This window comes from Arthrobacter sp. TJ-266, assembly GCF_058269115.1.
This window is the reverse complement of sequence record NZ_JBZCNC010000002.1, coordinates 595,739-610,438: the sequence shown is the minus strand read 5'-3', so window position 1 is coordinate 610,438 and position 14,700 is coordinate 595,739. Positions and strand designations below refer to the sequence as shown.

Annotated in this window: 17 protein-coding genes; 16 read left to right on the top strand and 1 reads right to left on the bottom strand. The window is 71.9% G+C overall.

What is annotated here, in order from left to right:
* Positions 1-84: 84 nt before the first annotated feature.
* The 8 genes from pnuC (at position 85) to hisF (ending at position 5,765) form a co-directional block, all read left to right on the top strand.
* A complete protein-coding gene (pnuC, locus tag AC4D12_RS07585) occupies positions 85-777 on the top strand; it encodes a nicotinamide riboside transporter PnuC (RefSeq protein WP_490949282.1) in 693 nt (230 codons plus the stop codon).
* Complete coding sequence (gene ribD, locus AC4D12_RS07580; RefSeq protein ID WP_490949281.1) at positions 774-1,814, top strand: bifunctional diaminohydroxyphosphoribosylaminopyrimidine deaminase/5-amino-6-(5-phosphoribosylamino)uracil reductase RibD; 1,041 nt, start codon at positions 774-776, stop codon at positions 1,812-1,814. Before pnuC ends, ribD begins: the two co-directional genes overlap by 4 nt.
* Before the next feature lie 49 nt (positions 1,815-1,863).
* The gene (locus AC4D12_RS07575) at positions 1,864-2,505 is read left to right on the top strand and encodes a riboflavin synthase (RefSeq protein WP_490949280.1); all 642 of its coding nucleotides are present in this window, start codon (positions 1,864-1,866) and stop codon (positions 2,503-2,505) included.
* Entirely contained in the window at positions 2,502-3,227 is a 726-nt protein-coding gene (gene ribB, locus AC4D12_RS07570) for a 3,4-dihydroxy-2-butanone-4-phosphate synthase (RefSeq protein ID WP_490949279.1), read from the top strand. Before AC4D12_RS07575 ends, ribB begins: the two co-directional genes overlap by 4 nt.
* Positions 3,224-3,709 carry a 6,7-dimethyl-8-ribityllumazine synthase gene (gene ribH, locus AC4D12_RS07565; protein WP_490949278.1) on the top strand — a complete coding sequence of 162 codons (486 nt, stop codon included), beginning with the start codon at positions 3,224-3,226 and terminating at the stop codon, positions 3,707-3,709. The genes ribB and ribH overlap by 4 nt, the downstream gene beginning before the upstream one ends.
* A gap of 71 nt (positions 3,710-3,780) precedes the next feature.
* Complete coding sequence (locus AC4D12_RS07560) at positions 3,781-4,044, top strand: phosphoribosyl-ATP diphosphatase (protein ID WP_490949277.1); 264 nt, start codon at positions 3,781-3,783, stop codon at positions 4,042-4,044.
* Between the two features lie 91 nt (positions 4,045-4,135).
* Entirely contained in the window at positions 4,136-4,981 is an 846-nt protein-coding gene (gene hisG, locus AC4D12_RS07555) for an ATP phosphoribosyltransferase (RefSeq protein WP_490949276.1), read from the top strand.
* Between the two features lie 13 nt (positions 4,982-4,994).
* Complete coding sequence (gene hisF / locus AC4D12_RS07550; RefSeq protein WP_490949275.1) at positions 4,995-5,765, top strand: imidazole glycerol phosphate synthase subunit HisF; 771 nt, start codon at positions 4,995-4,997, stop codon at positions 5,763-5,765.
* A 71-nt stretch (positions 5,766-5,836) separates the two neighbouring features.
* On the opposite strand, the gene AC4D12_RS07545 is transcribed toward hisF, so the two are convergent.
* Positions 5,837-6,481 (bottom strand): TIGR03085 family metal-binding protein, encoded by a 645-nt coding sequence (locus tag AC4D12_RS07545; RefSeq protein WP_490949274.1) that lies wholly within the window; start codon positions 6,479-6,481, stop codon positions 5,837-5,839.
* Positions 6,482-6,649: 168 nt separating this feature from the next.
* Here AC4D12_RS07545 and hisI point away from each other — a divergent pair, with 168 nt between their 5' ends.
* The 8 genes from hisI (at position 6,650) to lgt (ending at position 14,446) form a co-directional block, all read left to right on the top strand.
* Positions 6,650-7,180 (top strand): phosphoribosyl-AMP cyclohydrolase, encoded by a 531-nt coding sequence (hisI, locus tag AC4D12_RS07540; protein ID WP_490949273.1) that lies wholly within the window; start codon positions 6,650-6,652, stop codon positions 7,178-7,180.
* A gap of 2 nt (positions 7,181-7,182) precedes the next feature.
* Complete coding sequence (locus AC4D12_RS07535; RefSeq protein ID WP_490949272.1) at positions 7,183-8,745, top strand: anthranilate synthase component I; 1,563 nt, start codon at positions 7,183-7,185, stop codon at positions 8,743-8,745.
* Positions 8,742-9,608 carry a Trp biosynthesis-associated membrane protein gene (locus AC4D12_RS07530; protein WP_490949271.1) on the top strand — a complete coding sequence of 289 codons (867 nt, stop codon included), beginning with the start codon at positions 8,742-8,744 and terminating at the stop codon, positions 9,606-9,608. The genes AC4D12_RS07535 and AC4D12_RS07530 overlap by 4 nt, the downstream gene beginning before the upstream one ends.
* 127 nt (positions 9,609-9,735) lie before the next feature.
* Positions 9,736-10,041 (top strand): HGxxPAAW family protein, encoded by a 306-nt coding sequence (locus tag AC4D12_RS07525; RefSeq protein WP_490949270.1) that lies wholly within the window; start codon positions 9,736-9,738, stop codon positions 10,039-10,041.
* Positions 10,042-10,866 carry an indole-3-glycerol phosphate synthase TrpC gene (gene trpC / locus AC4D12_RS07520; protein ID WP_490949269.1) on the top strand — a complete coding sequence of 275 codons (825 nt, stop codon included), beginning with the start codon at positions 10,042-10,044 and terminating at the stop codon, positions 10,864-10,866. It abuts the gene before it with no gap.
* Between the two features lie 171 nt (positions 10,867-11,037).
* Positions 11,038-12,402, top strand: a complete 1,365-nt coding sequence (gene trpB / locus AC4D12_RS07515) for a tryptophan synthase subunit beta (RefSeq protein ID WP_490949268.1) — start codon at positions 11,038-11,040, stop codon at positions 12,400-12,402.
* A complete protein-coding gene (trpA, locus tag AC4D12_RS07510) occupies positions 12,399-13,250 on the top strand; it encodes a tryptophan synthase subunit alpha (RefSeq protein WP_490949267.1) in 852 nt (283 codons plus the stop codon). Before trpB ends, trpA begins: the two co-directional genes overlap by 4 nt.
* Positions 13,247-14,446 (top strand): prolipoprotein diacylglyceryl transferase, encoded by a 1,200-nt coding sequence (lgt, locus tag AC4D12_RS07505; protein ID WP_490949266.1) that lies wholly within the window; start codon positions 13,247-13,249, stop codon positions 14,444-14,446. Before trpA ends, lgt begins: the two co-directional genes overlap by 4 nt.
* Positions 14,447-14,700: the final 254 nt, after the last annotated feature.

Sequence of the window (14,700 nt, the reverse complement as noted above, 5' to 3'; positions counted from 1 at the left end):
TGCGGCCATGTCGTGGTTCGCCACGGCACGCTGCCTCCTGCCGCGCCATCACCCGGAGCCGCGTCGGACCGGTGGAGGATCGGCATGGACTTTCTGCAGTGGCTCTTCGAAGCCCGCATCCCCGTGGGGAACAGCTCCCTCCTGTTGCGCGAGGTGGTCGGCAACGTCTTCGGACTGCTCAGCGCCCTCGGCGGCATGCGCCGGCGCGTGTGGGCCTGGCCCGTGGGGATCATCGGCAACCTCCTGCTCCTCACCGTGTTCCTCGGTTCCCTGTTCGGCGCGGCGAGCGCCGCGAACCTCCTCGGGCAGGCCGGGCGTCAGATCATGTTCATCGCGGTCTCGGTCTACGGCTGGCGGCAGTGGCGGGCGAGCAGCCGGGCCAACGGCGACGGCGGCCAGGCGGTCACGCCACAGTGGGCAGGCAGCAGGGCGCGCATCGGCATGGTGATCTTCATGGTCGTCGGCACCTTCGCGCTGACCCCCCTGTTCCGCGTCCTCGGCTCCTACGAACCCGTCTGGGCGGATGCCTGGACCTTCGTCGGTTCGCTGCTCGCCACCTACGGCATGGCGAAGGGCTGGGTGGAGTTCTGGCTCGTCTGGGTGGCGGTGGACATCGTAGGGGTGCCCCTGCTCTTCAGCGCCGGCTACTACGCGAGTGCGTTCATGTACATGTTCTACGGGGCCTTCACGCTGGTCGGCTTCTTCGTGTGGGCGCGCGCCCAGCGCACCGCGAAGCCGAGCATCGAGACCCTCCTGCCGGATCCGACGCTCCGATGAGCACCACGTCGCCGCGGGTGTCCCCCGCCGAGCACGCCGCGATGCTGCGCGCCCTGGAGCTCGCAGGCCGTGGTGTGCGGGGCGCCAACCCGCTGGTCGGCGCCGTGGTGCTCTCGGCCGACGGCGAGACGCTGGGGGAGGGGTACCACCGCGGAGCCGGGACGCCGCACGCGGAACCGGCGGCGCTCGAGGACGCGCGCAACCGCGGCCATGACGTCCGCGGCGCCACGGCGGTCGTGACGCTCGAACCCTGCAACCACACCGGACGCACCGGCCCCTGCAGTGACGCCCTCCTCGCGGCGGGCATCGCGCGGGTCGTCCATGCGGCCGACGACGTCGACGCCGCCGCGTCCGGGGGAGCCGAGCGGCTCCGGCAGGCCGGCGTCGACTGCATCGGCGGCCTCGAGCGCTCCCGGTCCCTGCACCTCAACGAGCGGTGGGTGCGCTCCGTCCTCGATGCGCGGCCCTTCGTCACCCTGAAGTCCGCGCAGTCGCTCGACGGGCGCGTGGCGGCACGGGACGGCTCCAGCCGGTGGATCACGGGGGACGCCTCCCGCGGCGACGGCCACCGCATCCGCGCGCTGGCCGACGCCGTGCTCGTGGGGACGGGGACGGTCCTCGCGGACGATCCCCGGCTCACCGCGCGCGACGCCGCTCCGGTGCGTGCGGGCTTGAGGGTCGTCCTGGGCGCTTCGGAGGTGCCGGCGGACGCGGCCGTCCGCGGCGAGGGCTTCCTTCACCTGCAGACGCGGGACGTGCACGCTGCCCTCTCGGACCTCCACCGCCACGGTGTGCGTCATGTCCTGGTCGAGGGCGGGCCGCGTGTCGCCGCCGCCTTCCTGCGCGCCGGCGTCGTCGACGAGCTCTTCAGCTACGTGGCACCGCTGATCCTGGGCGGCGGCGCCCCCGCCTACCCCGAGCTCGGCGTCGACACGCTCGGTGACGCCCTCGCGTGGTCCCTCGACGACGCCGGCGGACCCGCCGTGCAGCAGTTCGGCCCCGACGTCCGCCTCCACCTGCGGCCCCCGCCGGGCTGACGACGTCGCCCACCCCACCTACCGACCGCTGAACCCGAAGGAAGATCACATGTTCACAGGAATCGTGTCCGAACAGGGCAGAGTCGTCTCCCTCGACCTCAGGCCCGATGGCGAGAGCGCACTGCTCGTCGTCGAGGCGCCGGCCACGGGGCAGGACCTCGCACCCGGTGCGTCCCTCGCCGTCAACGGCGTCTGCCTGACCGCGGTCACGCTGGACGGCACGCGCGTCGGCGTCGACGTCATGGGTGAGACCCTGCGCCGTACCACCACGGGCGGGCTTGCACCCGGCGCCCCCGTCAACCTCGAGCGGTGCGTTCCCGCCGGAGGGCGGCTGGACGGTCACGTGGTGCAGGGGCACGTCGACGGCGTCGGCGTGCTCCTCGAACGCGAGGATCTCGGTGCCTGGCACCGGCTGCGCTTCGGGTTGCCCGCCGATCTCGGGCGGTACGCGGCGGAGAAGGGGTCGGTGGCCATCGACGGCGTGTCCCTGACGGTGACGGCGGTCAGCGCTCCCGAGCTGCCCGAGCAGTGGTTCGAGGTGGGACTCATCCCCACCACGCTGCGCGAGACCGGCCTCGGCGCGAAGGCCGTCGGCGATCCCGTGAACCTCGAGATGGACGTCCTGGCGAAGTACGCCGAGCGGCTCCTCGGATTCGCAGCCGCGGATGCGGGCCGCCGGGCCGCCTCGTGAACGGCGCCGTACGGCTCGATCCCGTCGCGGACGCAATCTCGGCCATCGCCGCGGGCCGCGCCGTCGTCGTGGTCGACGACGAGGACCGCGAGAACGAGGGCGACATCGTCTTCGCGGCCGAGGACGCGACGCCGGAGCTCGTGGGCTGGACCGTCCGCTGGACCTCGGGCGTGCTCTGCGTGCCCCTCCGGGCCGACGACGCCGACCGCCTCCTGCTGCCGCCCATGACGGCCGTCAACGAGGACTCGAAGGGCACCGCGTACACGGTGTCCTGCGATGCGGCCGCGGGCGTGACCACGGGCATCAGCGCCGCGGATCGTGCGCGCACGGCCCGGGTGCTCGCCGACGCCGCGAGTGTCCCGGCCGATCTGACGCGTCCCGGCCACGTCTTCCCGCTGCGCGCCCATCCCGGAGGCGTGCGCGTCCGTCCCGGACACACGGAGGCCGGCGTCGAACTCAGCGTCCTGGCGGGCAAACGCCCCGCGGCCGTGATCGCCGAACTCGTGCACGACGACGGCGACATGATGCGTCTCCCCGCCCTCCGCCGCTTCGCGGACGAGCACGGGCTGCCCCTCGTCTCGATCGAGCACCTCGTGGCACACCTCGCGGAGTGCGACGCCGTCGGTGACGGACCGCCCGCCCTCGCGGGCCCGCATACCTCGCATCACTCACGAGCGACCTCCAGCCCTGAATCACCCACCCCTACCCGAGGAGAACCATGAGCGGCCACGGCGCACCCAGCATCGACCCCGGCACGTTGACCACAGGCTCCGGCGCACCCCTGCGCCTGGCCATCATCGCCGCGAGCTGGCACACGGAGATCATGGACGGCCTGCTCGACGGCGCCCGCCGTGCCGCCGCAGAGGCCGGGGCCGCGGTGACCGAACTGCGGGTGCCCGGCAGCTTCGAGCTGCCCGTCGCCGCCGCCCGGCTCGCCTCCGAGTTCGACGCCGTCGTGGCCCTCGGCGTGGTGATCCGCGGCGGGACCCCGCACTTCGAGTACGTGTGCCAGGCGGCGACGTCCGGGCTCACCGAGGTGAGCGTGCGGACCGGTGTGCCCGTCGGCTTCGGCGTGCTCACGTGCGACACCGAGCAGCAGGGCCTGGACCGCGCCGGCCTGCCCGGCTCCTCCGAGGACAAGGGCCACGAGGCCGTCACCGCGGCGCTCGCGACGGCGGCCGTGCTGCACCCGTGGACGCGATGACCGGCCCGGCCGCCGTCGTGGAGGAGCAGGCACGTGAGGCCGCCCCTCCCCGAGCCGATAACCTAGGGACCGTGAAGACGTTTGAAGCCCTGTTCGAGGAGCTGAGCACCAAGGCCGCCGAGCGACCACCAGGATCGCGGACCGTCGCCGAGCTGGACTCGGGCGTGCACGGTATCGGCAAGAAGGTCGTCGAAGAGGCCGCCGAGGTGTGGATGGCTGCGGAGTACGAGTCGAACGAGAACGCCGCGGAGGAGATTTCGCAGCTGCTGTACCACCTGCAGGTGCTGATGATCGCCAAGGGCCTCACGCTCGAGGACGTCTACAAGCATCTGTAGCCGCCCGTCCGCGCCCACTGCTGCCCATCCTTCCCCGTAGCCCGGCGAGTGGCCCTGTTCGACCACCTCCTCCCCAGCGAAAGATCCCTCCATGCTCCGCGTCGCAGTCCCCAACAAGGGTGCCCTCTCCGAGGCCGCCTCGTCCATGCTCGCCGAGGCCGGCTACCGGCAGCGCCGGGACACCCGCGAGCTCGTCCTCGTGGACCCCGAGAACGAGATCGAGTTCTTCTTCCTGCGTCCCCGTGACATCGCCGTCTACGTGGGGTCCGGGACCCTCGACGTCGGCATCACCGGCCGCGACCTCTTCCTCGACGCGCAGGTCCAGGCGGAGGAGCTCATGCAGCTCGGCTTCGGAGCCTCCACCTTCCGCTTCGCCGGCCCCGTGGGCGATTTCTCGGCCGTCGCCGAGCTCGAGGGCAAGCGCCTGGCCACCAGCTACGAGGGTCTGCTCAAGGACTACCTCGCCGAGCGAGGCATCACCGCGTCCGTCGTGCGGCTCGACGGCGCCGTGGAATCCTCCGTGCGCCTCGGCGTCGCGGACGCGATCGCGGACGTCGTGGAGACGGGCAACACGCTGCGCGCCGCCGGCATGGAGATCTTCGGTGATCCCATCCTGCAGAGCGAAGCCGTACTCATCGGCCGCGCCGGGGTCGAGGCCCCGGCCGGGCTGGACGTGCTCCTGCGGCGCCTGCAGGGCGTCCTCGTGGCCCGGCAGTACGTGATGATGGACTACGACATCAAGCTCGACCTCGTGGACCGGGCGGCCGCGCTGACGCCGGGCCTGGAATCGCCGACCATCTCGCCGCTGCGGGATTCAGAGTGGGTCGCCGTGCGGTCCATGGTCGAGCGCAACCGGACCAACCGCATCATGGACGAGCTGTACGAGCTCGGTGCCCGCGCGATCCTGGTCAGCACCATCCACGCCTGCCGGATCTAGGGGAGGGCCAGTCATGACCGTCGCCATCCGCGTGATCCCCTGCCTCGACGTCGACGCCGGCCGGGTGGTCAAGGGGGTCAACTTCGAGGACCTGCGCGATGCCGGGGACCCCGTCGAGTTGGCCCACCGCTACGACCGCGCAGGCGCCGACGAACTGACCTTCCTCGACGTCACCGCCTCCTCGGGCAACCGCGAGACCACCTTCGACGTCGTCGCGCGGACCGCCGAGGAGGTCTTCATCCCCCTCACCGTCGGCGGGGGAGTCCGGGAGATCTCCGACGTGGACCGCCTGCTGCGCTTCGGCGCCGACAAGGCGTCCATCAACACCGCCGCCGTGGCGCGCCCCTCCGTGATCGACGAGATCACCCGGCACTTCGGCGCGCAGGTCCTCGTGCTGTCCCTCGATGCGCGCCGCACACGGGACGCGTCGACGCCGTCGGGATTCGAGGTGACCACCTATGGGGGCCGCAAAGGCACCGGGATCGACGCCGTCGCGTGGGCGAAGGAGGCCGCGGACCGCGGCGTGGGGGAGATCCTGCTGAACTCGATCGACGCCGACGGCACGAAGGAGGGCTTCGATCTCGAACTCATCCGTGCGGTGCGTGCGGCCGTCGGTGTGCCGCTCATCGCCTCGGGCGGAGCGGGCGAGCCGGCTCACTTTCCGCCGGCGGTCCAGGCCGGGGCGGACGCCGTCCTCGCCGCATCGGTGTTCCACTTCGGTCCCGTCGACGCGATCGCCCAGGTCAAGAAAGCCATCCGGGACGCAGGCTTCCCCGTCCGCTGACCGGCCCGGAAGCGGGTCACTGCGGACGCCTGTGGGCGCAGGGCCGGGGGAGCGGCGGCCGCCGCGAAGGCTCAGAGGCCGACGTCGGCGCTCTCGAGCAGGGCGACGGCGTCGGGCTGACCTTCGAAGGTGACGAGGGCCTGCCGACGTCGACCGTGGGCGTGCAGGAGCAGTTCGCCCGGATCTCCGACGATCGCGACGGAGACGGGGGCGCGCTTCGCGACGTGGCGGGGGCCGTCCGGCCGGACGAGCACGATCCCGAGGTCCACGCCGCGGTACAGGATGGCAGCCCGCTTGACGAGGTCCTCCCACAGGGCGTTCGCGTAGGCCTCGTCGAGCGCCCGGGGCGCCCAGCGCGTCGTCGCCCGCCGCACGTCCTCCGTGTGGACGAAGTACTCGATGAGGTTCGCACTCCTGTCCAGCGCGCCGATCCTCATCGGGGAGAGCGCGGGAGGGCCGGCGAGGAAGCGGCGCACCAGGGCCTCGTACCCGGCGGGCGTCGCGGCCCGCTGCCCGAGCTCCTTGGTGGCCCGCTCCGTGACGGGCGCGAACTTCTTCACCACCATGCCGAGGCCGAGGGCCGGCTTGTGCTCGCGGAGGTAGAGGTGGGAAGCGAGGTCGCGGGACGTCCACCCCTCGCAGAGCGTGGGGGCGTCGGGACCGGCGGCGAGGAGCGTCTCGGCCAGCACTTCACGGGACGGGGCTACGTAGTGCATCACAGCTGAAAATAGCACGCGGTCGCGATCGGTGGCCGCGACCCGGACGCCGTCGGCAGCCGCGCCGCACGGGCCGGATGCATCCCGAGCCGACCCCGGGACGGCGGGTGTCCGGCGGCCCTCCCGGCGCGGCGGTGCTCCTCCTCGTGGCCACTAGAATCGCAGGTGATGCCTTCTCCCACTCCCTCCCCCCAGAACGGCTCCCAGCCGGGATCCACCGACCACGTGACGGTCCCGGACGCAGCGGCCGATCCCGCGCGTCTCGACCCCGCCATCGCGTCCGCCCTCTCGAGGGACGCCGCAGGCCTCGTCGCCGCCGTCGTGCAGCAGTACGACACCCTCGAGGTGCTCATGCTCGGATGGATGGACGAGGAGGCCCTCCGGCGGACGCTCACCACCGGACGGGTGACGTTCTGGTCGCGGTCGCGGTCGGAGTACTGGCGGAAGGGGGACACCTCCGGGCACCGCCAGTGGGTCAGGGGAGTCGCACTGGACTGCGACGGCGACGCCCTGCTCGTCACGGTGGACCAGGAGGGCGCGGCGTGCCACACCGGAACACGCACCTGCTTCGACGGGCGTGAGCTGCCCGCGGTGACCGACGCGAGCCAATCGAGCCGAGCGAACCGCGAGGTGCAGCAGACACAGCAGACGGCGACGCGCCCCGACGCGTCGGGCACCACCGACGCAGGAGGATCCTGATCATGCAGCCACGGCAGCAGCTCGGCACCATCAGCCCCACCCTCGAGGAGTTCCGCGAGCTCGCCCGCGACCGCCGGGTGGTCCCCGTGCACCTCAAGGTCCTCGCCGACGCCCACACGCCCATCGGCCTGTACCGGAAACTCGCCGACGGCCGTCCGGGGACCTTCCTCATGGAGTCCGCGGCGGTGGGCGGCGTGTGGTCCCGGTACTCGTTCATCGGCTCGCACTCGCGTGCCACCCTCACCACGCGCGACGGCGAGGCGCACTGGCTCGGTGAGCCGCCGTCGGGCGTCCCGACCGCCGGCGATCCGGTGGAGGCGCTGCGCCTCACCGTGGAGGCGCTCCGCACCGAGCGGTTCACGGACCTGCCGCCCTTCACCTCGGGCATGGTCGGTTTCGTGGGCTGGGAGGCCGTGCGGCACTGGGAGCGCCTCACCAGCCCGCCCGAGGACGATCTCCTCCTGCCCGAGCTCGCCATGTGCCTCGTGTCCGACCTCGCGGTGCACGACAACGCCGAGGGCTCCCTGACCCTGGTGGCGAACGCCGTCAACTTCGACGGCACGGACGAGCGCGTGGACGAGGCGTGGCACGACGCCGTGAGCCGCGTCCGCGCGATGCTCGCCGCCGTGGTGGCGCCCGCGGAGCTTCCCGTGTCGGTCATGGCGGCGGGGGCGCCCACCGCGGAGGAGTCGATGGATCGCGTGCGGGAGTCCTGGTTCGAGCCGGACTACCTGCGGGCCATCGAGCGCGGCAAGCGGGCGATCGTGGACGGCGAGGTCTTCCAGGTGGTCATCAGCCGCCGCTTCGAGATCGAGTGCGACGCCTCGGCGCTGGACGTCTACCGGATCCTCCGCACCACCAACCCGAGCCCCTACATGTACCTCTTCAGCCTCGAGGACGCCGACGGCCGCGCCTACTCGATCGTCGGCAGCTCGCCGGAGGCACTCGTCACCGTCACGGGAGACGAGGTCATCACGCACCCGATCGCCGGCTCGCGGCCGCGCGGCAGGACCACCGAGGAGGACCGTGACCTCGCCGTCGAGCTCCGCGCCGACCTCAAGGAGAAGGCCGAACACCTGATGCTCGTGGACCTCGCACGGAACGATCTCTCGAAGGTCTGCGTGCCCGGCAGCGTCGACGTCACGCAGTTCATGGAGGTCGAGAAGTTCAGCCACATCATGCACCTCGTCTCCACGGTCGTCGGGACCCTCTCGCCGTCGAAGAGCGCCTACGACGTCCTGGCGGCGACCTTCCCGGCCGGCACCCTCTCCGGCGCCCCGAAGCCCCGTGCCCTGCGGATCATCGACGAGGTGGAACCGCACCGGCGTGGCATCTACGGCGGCGTTGTCGGCTACCTCGACTTCGCGGGTGACATGGACATGGCGATCGCGATCCGCTCGGCGCTGCTGCGCGACGGGACGGCGTACGTGCAGGCCGGCGGCGGGATCGTCGCCGATTCCGTCCTCGAGACCGAGGCGCTCGAGACCGTGAACAAGGCCGCCGCACCGTTGCGGGCCGCCCTCACGGCCGCGGCACTCCGGCCCGCGACGTCGGACGCGCGATGAGCGCCGGGCAGCCCGCGCCCTCGCGGATGACGCGACGCGGCGTCGTCGTGCTCGGCATCGTGGTCCTCGCGCTCCTCGCCTTCGGCTCGACCACCCAGACCTGGCTGTTCGTCCGGCTCCCGCAGGAGGCCGTGCAGACGCCGGACCTCGAGATCGCGGGCAGCGACGCCGCCGTCCCGGTCACCGCCTTCGCGCTCGTGGCCCTCGCCGCGGCCCTCGCGGTGTCGATCGCCGGCCGGGTGGCGCGCTGGATCATCGCCGTCCTCCTGGTCCTCGCAGGAACGGGGATCGCGCTGACCAGCGCCGGCGTCGCCCTCGATCCCCGCAACGCCGCCGAGCCGGCCATCGGCACGGCGATCGGTGTGAGCGGCTCGGCCGGCGCTGAGGTCACCGCCACCGCGCTGCTGTGGGTCGCCGCCGTCGCCGGGGTGCTGCTGGTCCTCGCCGCGGCCTGGGTGGTCCTCGCCGGCCGGAGCTGGGGGATCAACAAGCGGTACGACGCCGAGGCGGCGCGGGTGCCGCGCCCGGCAGGAGCGGGTCTCCTCCCGTCGGACAGCGCAGAGGCGCCGGTCGCGTCCGTCGGTGACGTGCCGCCTGGCGTCCGTCCGGATGCGGACCAGCACGCGGACACGGACCTGGAGACAGGTGTGGGCACCGACCGCTCGACGGGTGCGGCTGCGGCCGCACCGACCTCCGGCGGCGTGCCCCGACAGGCACCCACGGGACAGGCCGCCGACGGCGACGTCCCGGACCCGGGCGCCCCGGGGGAGAAGGATGCCCCGAAGGGCCCACGCCGTTCCTCCCACACCGACGAGATCGACAGTTGGGACCAGCTCTCGCGCGGCAACGACCCCACGGGCTGACGCGCCGGTCCTGGCCCGGCAGCGACAAGCATGCGGCACGGAGCGGCATGACGCCGGACGCAGCCGGTGCCGTCCGTCCGCGGCAACAGTGGCAGAATGGACTCGACCCGTTCGAAGGAGATATCCCATGGCATCCGAGACCCGCGAGTCGGCCACCCGTAACACGCCCGCCACCCACGCCCAGATGGGTGACGAGACGATCGGTCACGGCAACAGCCCTGCCGCATGGACCTGCGTCCTCATCATGCTGGCCGGCGCAGCCGTGGCCTCCTTCGCCTACATCCTCGCGAGCACCGAGGGCAACCACGACTTCGGCACCCTGCTGTTCTGGATCGGCATCGGCATCATGTTCGTCGGTCTGATCGTCGGATTCGTCCTGCGGAAGATCGGCTACGGCGTGGGCGGCTCGAAGCTGAAGAACAAGAGCCACTAGATGACGGTCCTCGACGACATCATCGAGGGTGTCCGCGAGGACCTCGCGGAGCGACTCCGTGCGCGCCCGCTCGAGGACGTCCGGCGCGCCGCGCTGGAGGCCACGCCGGCTCTCGACGCCTTCGCCGCCCTCGGGGCGGGTACCGGGGCGGAGCTCGAGGTCATCGCCGAGGTGAAGCGGAGCAGCCCGTCGAAGGGTGCCCTCGCCGACATCACGGACCCGGCATCCCTCGCCGCCTCCTACGCCGCGGGTGGGGCCGCCGTGATCTCGGTCCTCACCGAGGAGCGCCGGTTCGGCGGGTCGCTCGCCGATCTCGACGCCGTCCGCGCCGTGGTGGACGTGCCCGTGCTCCGCAAGGACTTCACGGTGGACGAGTACCAGATCTGGGAGGCCCGGGCACACGGGGCCGACGTCGTGCTCCTGATCGTGGCGGCACTCGGCCGGCAGGAGCTCGTCGACTTCCTCGCCCTCACCTCCCGGCTCGGCATGCACGCGATCGTGGAGACCCACACGGCGGAGGAGGTGGAGCGTGCCGTCGCTGCGGGAGCCCGCATCATCGGCGTGAACGTCCGCAACCTCAAGACGCTCGACGTCGACCGGGACGTGTTCCCCGCGCTGGCGGACCTCATACCCTCGGGAACCGTGGTGATCGCCGAGTCCGGCGTGCGGGACGTCACCGACGTCGCCGCCTATGCGGCGAGCGGGGCGCACGCCGTGCTCGTGGGTGAGGCCCTCGTCCGCTCCGACGATCCGGCGGCCGTCATCGACGACTTCCGGCGAACGGGCCGTACGCACCTCAGGCCGCACGCGGCGACCCGCGGCTGACGGACCGGACCGACCAGGACCACCCCCCGGTGATCACCGGGGCCACGTGCACCCTGCAGGGTGCACCGCACGCAGCGTGACGAAGAACAGGGACCGGGCAGCCGGTCCGGCGAGAACCCGGGCGGCCAACCCGCGCGGGTCAGGACCTACAGGACAGGAACGGTGGGAGTCATGACCGACCTACACCAGCACGCAGATCTGACGGAGACCGCAGCCGGGACCCCGGACGCGATCGACGAGGGCACCGCCGAGGCGTTCCTCAGCCACGACGAGAGCCTCCGGCACGCGCCCGGTCCCTACTTCGGCGCGTACGGCGGCCGCTGGATGCCCGAGTCGCTCATCGCCGCCCTGGACGAGCTGCAGGACACCTTCGACAAGGCCAAGGCGGACCCGGAGTTCACCGCGCAGGTGGCCGAGCTCAACAAGAACTACGCGGGCCGCCCGTCGCTGCTCACCGAGGCCACGCGCTTCGCGGAGCACTGCGGAGGCGTCCGCGTGTTCCTCAAGCGCGAGGACCTGAACCACACGGGCTCGCACAAGATCAACAACGTGCTCGGCCAGGCGCTGATCGCCAAGCGCATGGGCAAGACGCGCGTCATCGCGGAGACGGGTGCGGGTCAGCACGGCGTCGCCAGCGCGACGGCGGCGGCCCTGCTCGGCCTCGAGTGCGTCGTCTACATGGGCGCGGAGGACACACGTCGCCAGGCCCTGAACGTGGCACGCATGCAGCTCCTCGGCGCCACCGTCGTCCCGGTCACCAACGGCTCGCAGACCCTGAAGGACGCCATCAACGAGGCGCTGCGCGACTGGGTGGCGAACGTCGGGACGACCCACTACCTGCTCGGTACCGCGGCAGGCGCCCACCCCTTCCCCTCGATGGTCCGCTACTTCCACGAGGTCATCGGTGAGGAGGCACGCGAGCAGATCCTCGAGCAGACCGGCAGGCTGCCCGACGCCGTGACCGCCTGCGTCGGTGGCGGCTCCAACGCCATCGGCTTGTTCCACGGCTTCCTGGACGATCGCGGTGTGGCGCTCTACGGCTTCGAGGCAGGGGGCGACGGCGTCGAGACCGGCCGCCACGCGGCCACCATCACGCTGGGCCGCCCCGGCGTGCTGCACGGCGCGAGGTCCTACCTCATGCAGGACGAGGACGGCCAGACGATGGAGTCGCACTCCATCTCCGCAGGCCTCGACTACCCGGGCGTCGGCCCCGAGCACGCCTACCTCGCGGACATCGGACGCGCGCACTACGAGCCGATCACCGACAGCGAGGCCATGGACGCCTTCAAGGTGCTCAGCCAGACCGAGGGGATCATCCCCGCGATCGAGACCGCGCACGCCCTGGCCGGCACCATGAAGCTGGGCCGCCGCCTCGCCGAGCAGCTCGCTCCCGGGGAGAAGCCGTCGGACAGGATCATCGTCGTCAACCTCTCGGGGCGCGGGGACAAGGACGTCGCCACGGCGGCCGAGTACTTCGACCTGCTGCCCGAGGACAGCGCCGAGCAGGAGATGGCGCAGGAGGGGGAGCAGCTGTGACCACACAGGCATCCGACGGCCTTGCGGCCGTCCCCGCCGGCGCGGCGTCGAAAGCCGCGGCCGCCATCGAGAAGGCCCGGGCCGCGGGCCGTGCCGCGCTGATCGGCTACCTCCCCGCCGGCTTCCCCGACGTGCAGACCACCATCGACGCGGGTATCGCCATGGCACGCAACGGTGTGGACCTCATCGAGATCGGCATCCCGTACTCCGATCCCGTCATGGACGGCCACGTGATCCAGGAGGCGACGCTCCAGGCACTGTCCAACGGCTTCACCGTGGGGCGCATCTTCGACGTCGTCGAGGGCATCACGCGGGAGACCGACGCCGCCGTGCTCGTCATGACCTACTGGAACCCCGTGATGCGTATGGGTGTCCGTGAGTTCGCAGAGCGTCTCTCCGCCGCCGGCGGAGCCGGGCTGATCACCCCGGACCTCATCCCGGACGAGGCCTCGGAATGGCTCGAGATCTCTGCGGAGCTCGGGCTCGACCGCGTGTTCCTCGTGGCACCGTCCACCTCCCCGCAGCGCATGCAGAGCACGGTGGACGCCAGCAAGGGCTTCGTCTACGCCGTCTCGGTCATGGGCGTCACCGGCGCGAGGTCCTCGGTCGGCGCAGCGGCGGAAGCCGTCGTCGACGCCGCGCACGCTGCCGGAGCGGAACGGGTCTGTGTCGGCCTCGGGGTGTCGTCCTCGGTCCAGGTGCGCGAGATCGGCGCCTATGCTGACGGCGTGATCGTGGGCACCGCCCTCGTGGCCGCCCTCCGTGACGGCGGGGTGGAGGCCGTCGCCGAACTGACCCGGGAGCTGAGCACCGGGACGCCGAAGAGCACCCCGGCGGGCGCAGTATGAACGGCGTGCGCATCGCGGCGTCCATCCCGAGCCCTCCGGCCGAGTGGGCGAGCTTCGCCCTGGGTCCGGTCACCATCCACGCCTACGCCCTGTGCATCCTGGCCGGGATCATCCTGGCGCTCGTCCTGACCCAGAAGCGCTTCGTGTCCTTCGGCGGTCACGCCGACGCCGTGTGGGACATCGCCATCTGGGCCATCCCCTTCGGCATCATCGGCGGCAGGCTCTACCACGTGGTGTCCTCGCCGGACGCCTACTTCGGCCCGGACGGCGACCTCGCGCGCATCCCGCAGATCTGGCTGGGCGGCCTCGGGATCTGGGGCGCCATCGCCCTCGGCGCCGTCGGCGCGTGGATCGGTGCACGGCGCGCGGGCGTCAAGCTGTCCGCCTTCGCCGACGCCGCCGCTCCGGGCGTCCTGCTCGCGCAGGCCGTGGGCAGAATCGGCAACTGGTTCAACCAGGAGCTCTTCGGCGCTCCCACCACGCTTCCGTGGGGTCTCGAGATCGACGCCGACAACGCCAACTTCCCGCTCGACCAGGAACCCGGCACGCTCTTCCACCCCACGTTCCTGTACGAGCTCCTCTGGAACCTGGCAGGGGTCGCCCTGCTGCTCCTCCTCGCGCGGAAGCTGAACCTCCGTGGCGGCCGCATGTTCTGGCTCTACGCCGCCTACTACACGCTCGGACGCGTGTGGATCGAGGCGCTCCGGATCGACGACGCCGAGCTGGTCACCTTCTTCGGCGTGACCCAGCGCCTGAACGTCTGGGTGAGCATCGGCGTGTTCCTCGTGGCGCTGGCGGTGCTGATCTACCTCGCGGTGCGCAGGCGTCCGGCCGATGCGCCGTCGGTCTACCTGCCGGGCAGGGAACCGAAGGCCGACGGCGGCGCGGCAGCCGGCTCGACCGACGGCGGCTCCGCCGCAGCGGAGACGCCGGCTGGGGCCGACGCCGCCGGTACGACGGTGAACGGGAAGCCCTCCGGAGGGTCGTCCGTGACCGGTTCGACCGCCGGTCCGACCGCCGGTCCGACGGCTGGTTCGACCGCTGCTGCGGCGAGCGACGACGCCCCGGGGGACGCTTCCCGGACGGACGACGACGAGGGCGCAGATCACGCTTCGGTCTCAGGTGACCACGCGGTCGCTGAGGGTCGGGGAGCCGCGAAGGGCCGTGGTAATCTGTCCGAAACAAACGGCTCCTGAGAGGCGCATCACGCCTCCGAGGGTCCCGCGAGAGCGGAGCCGCGCGTTCCGATCACACCAGCAGTCCCCGGGCCACCGCCCCTCAAGGACGCAACACCACACAGTTGTGGACTCCAGGTGCAACGGCCGGGTCACCGCCCCGCCGTCACCGCATGGCCCGGCCTACGCACAACCTCGCACCGCTCGCCCGCCGACTCAGCCGGGCGCCGGTGGCCGGACGATGTCCAAGAGATCGACAGACGGCGCCCGCCGAT

Excerpts from the sequence above, each read along its gene's own strand:
- ribD (WP_490949281.1), top strand. The coding sequence starts at position 774 with ATGAGCACCACGTCGCCGCGGGTGTCCCCCGCCGAGCACGCCGCGATG.
- trpC (WP_490949269.1), top strand. The coding sequence starts at position 10,042 with ATGACGGTCCTCGACGACATCATCGAGGGTGTCCGCGAGGACCTCGCG.
- AC4D12_RS07535 (WP_490949272.1), top strand. The coding sequence starts at position 7,183 with ATGCAGCCACGGCAGCAGCTCGGCACCATCAGCCCCACCCTCGAGGAG.
- hisG (WP_490949276.1), top strand. The coding sequence starts at position 4,136 with ATGCTCCGCGTCGCAGTCCCCAACAAGGGTGCCCTCTCCGAGGCCGCC.
- ribH (WP_490949278.1), top strand. The coding sequence starts at position 3,224 with ATGAGCGGCCACGGCGCACCCAGCATCGACCCCGGCACGTTGACCACA.
- pnuC (WP_490949282.1), top strand. The coding sequence starts at position 85 with ATGGACTTTCTGCAGTGGCTCTTCGAAGCCCGCATCCCCGTGGGGAAC.
- AC4D12_RS07530 (WP_490949271.1), top strand. The coding sequence starts at position 8,742 with ATGAGCGCCGGGCAGCCCGCGCCCTCGCGGATGACGCGACGCGGCGTC.
- hisF (WP_490949275.1), top strand. The coding sequence starts at position 4,995 with ATGACCGTCGCCATCCGCGTGATCCCCTGCCTCGACGTCGACGCCGGC.
- AC4D12_RS07575 (WP_490949280.1), top strand. The coding sequence starts at position 1,864 with ATGTTCACAGGAATCGTGTCCGAACAGGGCAGAGTCGTCTCCCTCGAC.
- lgt (WP_490949266.1), top strand. The coding sequence starts at position 13,247 with ATGAACGGCGTGCGCATCGCGGCGTCCATCCCGAGCCCTCCGGCCGAG.
- hisI (WP_490949273.1), top strand. The coding sequence starts at position 6,650 with ATGCCTTCTCCCACTCCCTCCCCCCAGAACGGCTCCCAGCCGGGATCC.
- AC4D12_RS07545 (WP_490949274.1), bottom strand. The coding sequence starts at position 6,481 with ATGCACTACGTAGCCCCGTCCCGTGAAGTGCTGGCCGAGACGCTCCTC.
- AC4D12_RS07525 (WP_490949270.1), top strand. The coding sequence starts at position 9,736 with ATGGCATCCGAGACCCGCGAGTCGGCCACCCGTAACACGCCCGCCACC.
- trpB (WP_490949268.1), top strand. The coding sequence starts at position 11,038 with ATGACCGACCTACACCAGCACGCAGATCTGACGGAGACCGCAGCCGGG.